Genomic DNA, 4190 nt, shown 5'->3' on the forward strand with positions numbered 1-4190 from the left:
CGCCCGCGACCTGGAGCGCGCCCGCGCCGCCGGCCTGGCCGAGCCCATGGTCGACCGCCTGAAGCTCACCCCCAAGGTGCTGGAAACCTGCGCGCTCGGCTGCGAGCAGCTCGCCGCCATGGGCGACGTGATCGGCGAGATCACCGGCATGCGCCAGCAGCCCAGCGGCATCCGCGTCGGCCAGATGCGCGTGCCCATCGGCGTGTTCGGCATGATCTACGAGAGCCGCCCCAATGTGACCATCGAGGCCGCGAGCCTCAGCATCAAGAGCGGCAACGCCTGCATCCTGCGCGGCGGCTCCGAGGCCATCGACTCCAACAAGGCCCTGGCGGCCCTGGTGCAGCAGGCCCTGGCCGAGGCCGGCCTGCCCGAGGACGCGGTGCAGCTGGTGCAGACCACCGACCGCGAGGCCGTGGGCCACCTGATCGCCATGCCCGAGTACGTGGACGTCATCATCCCGCGCGGCGGCAAGGGCCTGATCGAGCGCATCAGCCGCGACGCCAAGGTGCCGGTCATCAAGCACCTGGACGGCAATTGCCACACCTATGTGGACGACCCCTGCGACATCGCCATGGCGGTGAAGGTGGCCGACAACGCCAAGACGAACAAGTACAGCCCGTGCAACGCCAGCGAGAGCCTGCTGGTGGCGCGCGGCGCGGCGGCCGCCTTTTTGCCGCAGATCGGCGCGGTCTATGCCGCCAAGGGCGTGGAGATGCGCGGCTGCCCCGAATCGCTTGCCCTGCTGGCCGGCGTGCCGGGCGCGAAGCTGGTGCCCGCCACCGAGCAGGACTGGAGCGAGGAATACCTCGCCCCGATCATCAGCGTGAAGGTGGTGGACGGCCTGGACGAGGCCATCGCCCACATCAACCGCTACTCCAGCCACCACACCGACGCCATCCTCACCACCCACCACGGCCACGCCCAGCGCTTCCTGCGCGAGGTGGATTCGGCCAGCGTGATGGTCAACGCCAGCACCCGGTTCGCCGACGGCTTCGAGTACGGGCTGGGCGCCGAGATCGGCATCAGCACCGACAAGTTCCATGCCCGCGGCCCGGTGGGCATCGAGGGCCTGACCTCGCTCAAGTACGTGGTGCTGGGCGAAGGCGAAGTGCGCGGCTGACGGTCCCCATCGAGCCTGCGGTCCGGTCCAGCCCAAAACACTGACATGAAAATCATCATCCTCGGCGCGGGCCGCGTCGGCTGCAGCGTGGCCGACAGCCTCGTGTCCGAGCAGAACGACATCACCGTCATCGACACGGACGCCCAGCGCCTGCGCGATCTGGAATCGCGCTTCGACCTGCGCGGCGTGGTGGGCAACGGCATCGACCCCGAGGTGCTGGCCGAGGCCGGCGCGCGCGACACCGACCTGCTCATCGCCTGCGCCGCGCAGGACGAGACCAACCTCGTGTGCTGCAAGGTCGCGCAGTTGCTCTTCAACGTGCCCACACGCATCGCGCGGGTGCGCTCCTCCGGCTTCGAGCACGACCGCGAGCAGGCCGCGCTGCTGCTGGGCAAGGACGGCTTCGCGGTGGACCGCATCATCTGCCCCGAGGAATCGCTGACGCGCTACATCGGCAAGCTGGTGGAGTACCCCGAGGCGCTGCAGGTGCGCGAATTCGCCGGCGGCCGGGCGTGCCTGGTGTCGGTGCGCGTGCGGGCCGGCGCGACCGTGGCGGGCGTGCGCATCGCCGACATGCGGGCCGGCATCCCGGACGTGGCCATGCGCATGGTGGCCATCTACCGCCGCTTTCCCGAAGAGCCCGACCGCTTCATCGCCTGCGACGGCGACACGCGCATCGCGGCGGGCGACGAGGTCTTCGTGCTGTCCGCGCGCGAGCACATCCCCCAGGTGCTGGCCGCCATGCACCAGCGCGACGGCCAGCCCGCGCGGGCGGTGCGCCGCATCATGATCGCCGGCGGCGGCCGCGTGGGCCTGCGCCTGGCGCGGCAGCTGGCGCAGCAGGGGCGCTTTCACATCAAGGTGATCGAGGGCGATCCGGACCGCTGCGTCGAGCTGGCCTCCACGCTGCCCTCCGAGGTGCTGGTGCTGCAGGGCGATGCCACGGACGAAGACCTGCTGGGCGACGAGAACGTCGAGGAGGTGGACCTGTTCCTCGCGCTCACCGACGACGACGAGGACAACATCATGGCTTGCCTGCTGGCCAAGCGCATGGGCGCGAGCCGCGTGCTGGCGCTGATCAACCGGCGCTCCTACGCCGACCTGATGCACGGCACGCAGATCGACATCGCGCTGTCGCCCGCGCAGGCCATGCTGGGCGAGCTGCTGGCCTACGTGCGCCGCGGCGACGTGCAGGCCGTGCACAGCCTGCGCCGGGGCGTGGCCGAGGCGCTGGAGATCGTGGCGCGCGGCGACCGCAAGAGCTCGCGCGTGGTGGGCCGCAAGGTCGGCGACCTGCACCTGCCGCCCGAGGTGCACATGGGGCTGATCGTGCGCGGGCTGTCCGGCGCGGAGCCGGGGGCGGATGCGGCGCTGGCCGAGGGCGATGGCCCGGACGCCTTCGCCGAACCCCAGGTCATCATCCCGCGCAGCCACACGGTGATCGAAAGCGGGGACCACGTGGTGTTCTTCCTGCCGAACAAGCGGCTGGTGCGCGATGTGGAAAAGGCCTTCCGCCTGGGCGCCACGTTCTTCTGAACCCGCGCCCCCGACCCTCTTCGTTTCCTTCCACACCGACACCATGGCGGACCTTCTTCCCGTTCTGCGCGTGCTGGGCGCGCTGCTCGCCCTGTTCTCGCTGGCTTTCGGCGTGCCGCTGGCGGCCTCCTGGTGGACGGGCGACGGCCTGTGGCCGCAATACGCCGGCGCCCTGGCGGCCACGCTGCTGTGCGGCGGCGGGCTGTGGGCGGGTCTGCGCCACCAGGCGCGCGAACTGCAGCCGCGCCACGGCATCATCCTCGTCGCGCTCGTGTGGGTGGTGCTGCCGCTCTTCGCCGCGCTGCCGCTGCTGCTGGCCATGCACCAGATCGGCCGGCCGATATCGTTCACGCATGCGTACTTCGAGGCCGTCTCGGGCCTGACCACCACGGGCGGCACCGTGCTGACGGGGCTGGATGCGCTGCCGCTGTCGATCAACGTGTGGCGCACCTTCATGCAGTGGCTGGGCGGCATGGGCATCCTGATCCTGGCGGTGGCCGTGCTGCCGCTGCTGGGCGTGGGCGCGAGCCAGCTCTTCAAGGCCGAGGCCGCTGGCCCGGTCAAGGACACCAAGCTCACCCCGCGCATGACCGAAACCGCCAAGGGGCTGTGGGGCGTGTACGTGCTCTTTTCGCTGGCGTGTGCGCTGGCCTACTGGCTGGGCGGCATGCCGCCGGCCGATGCCGTCATGCACATGTTCACCACGGTGAGCCTGGGCGGGCTGTCGTCGCACGACAGCAGCTTCGGCCATTTCCAGTCGCCGCTGCTCGAATCCATCGCGGTGGTGTTCATGGTGGTGGCCAGCTGCAACTTCGCGCTGTATTTCGTCGCGCTGCGCAAGGGCCACTGGCGCAGCCTGTGGTGCGACCCCGAGATGCGCGCCACCGTGCTCACGCTGCTGGGCGGCGGTTTGTTCGTCGCGCTGCTGCTGTGGGCCAAGGACATCTATGCGCCGCTGGCGGCGCTGCGGCACGGGTTCTTCCATGTGGTGTCGGTCGCCACGACGACGGGCTTTGCCACCACCGACTACCTGGCCTGGCCGGTGTTCGCGCCGATCTTCATGCTCATGCTGTCGGGCGTGGCCACCAGCGCGGGATCGACGGGCGGCGGCATCAAGATGGTGCGCATGCTGATCCTGCTGAAGCAGGCCCGCCGCGAGATGACGCGCCTGGCCCACCCCCGCGCCGTGCAGCCCGTGCGCCTGGGCCGCGCGGTGGTGGACCACCGCATGATCTTCTCGGTGCTGGCGTTCATGCTGGTCTATGGCGCCACCGTCACGGTGCTGAGCATGGTGCTGCTGCTGACCGATCTGGACCTGGTGAGCGCGTTCTCCGCCGTGCTGGCCAGCGTCAACTGCACGGGGCCGGGCCTGGGGCTGCTCGGGCCGTCGGCCACCTACGCGGTGCTCACCGAGTTCCAGCTCTGGGTCTGCACCCTGGCCATGCTGCTCGGGCGGCTGGAGATCCTGAGCTTCATGGTGTTGCTCACCCCGGCGTTCTGGCGGCGGTAGCGCGGGGCGGCGGCCGGGCGGGCC

3 protein-coding genes are annotated in these 4190 nt (G+C 70.4%); all 3 read left to right on the forward strand.

What is annotated here, in order from left to right:
* A partial coding sequence (locus tag AC27IO_RS21225; RefSeq protein ID WP_498740617.1) for a glutamate-5-semialdehyde dehydrogenase occupies positions 1-1120 on the forward strand: 1120 nt, incomplete at its 5' end.
* 45 nt (positions 1121-1165) lie between these two features.
* Positions 1166-2656, forward strand: a complete 1491-nt coding sequence (gene trkA / locus AC27IO_RS21230; RefSeq protein ID WP_284401549.1) for a Trk system potassium transporter TrkA — start codon at positions 1166-1168, stop codon at positions 2654-2656.
* A gap of 43 nt (positions 2657-2699) precedes the next feature.
* Positions 2700-4166: a TrkH family potassium uptake protein gene (locus AC27IO_RS21235; RefSeq protein WP_284407307.1), complete on the forward strand. Its 1467-nt coding sequence runs from the start codon at positions 2700-2702 to the stop codon at positions 4164-4166.
* The last annotated feature ends 24 nt before the right edge of the window (positions 4167-4190 follow it).

The sequence above is a fragment of the Acidovorax sp. KNOB132 genome, assembly GCF_057541515.1.

Bases quoted from the DNA above. Each gene is read 5' to 3' on its own strand.
- trkA (WP_284401549.1), top strand. From the start codon at position 1,166: ATGAAAATCATCATCCTCGGCGCGGGCCGCGTCGGCTGCAGCGTGGCC.
- AC27IO_RS21235 (WP_284407307.1), top strand. From the start codon at position 2,700: ATGGCGGACCTTCTTCCCGTTCTGCGCGTGCTGGGCGCGCTGCTCGCC.